Below are 356 nucleotides of genomic sequence, written 5' to 3' on the forward strand. Positions count from 1 at the left end.
GTTTCCAATCTGCTGAAAAATGCCATGGAGGCCTTGGAAAAAACCGCATCGCCCCGGATTCGGGTTGAGTTAAGTGCAACAGCCAGTCATATTCAGTTGGTGGTGGAAGATAATGGCGGTGGTTTGGATGATGCGGTTATGGAGCATCTGTTCAGCCCCTGGTTCACCACCAAGGAAGTGGGTAAAGGCGTTGGTCTCGGGTTGTCGATTGTGTATGAGATTGTGCAACAGCAACACGGGGATATTCATGCTGAGAACATCAGTCGTGATGGGGCTGAAACCGGTGCCCGCTTTACCCTGCAATTGCCTTTGGCTGTTCCCTGACAATAACAAAGAAGCTGTTCAATGACCGATAC

The 356-nt window shown here is 50.0% G+C and carries 1 protein-coding gene; it reads left to right on the forward strand.

Annotated features, from left to right (window positions below):
* Nucleotides 1-324 (forward strand): sensor histidine kinase (locus Q4563_RS17400; protein WP_303605394.1); only part of this gene is annotated, 324 nt, incomplete at its 5' end.
* Between the last annotated feature and the right edge of the window lie 32 nt (nt 325-356).

Source organism: Gilvimarinus sp. 1_MG-2023, assembly GCF_030548285.1.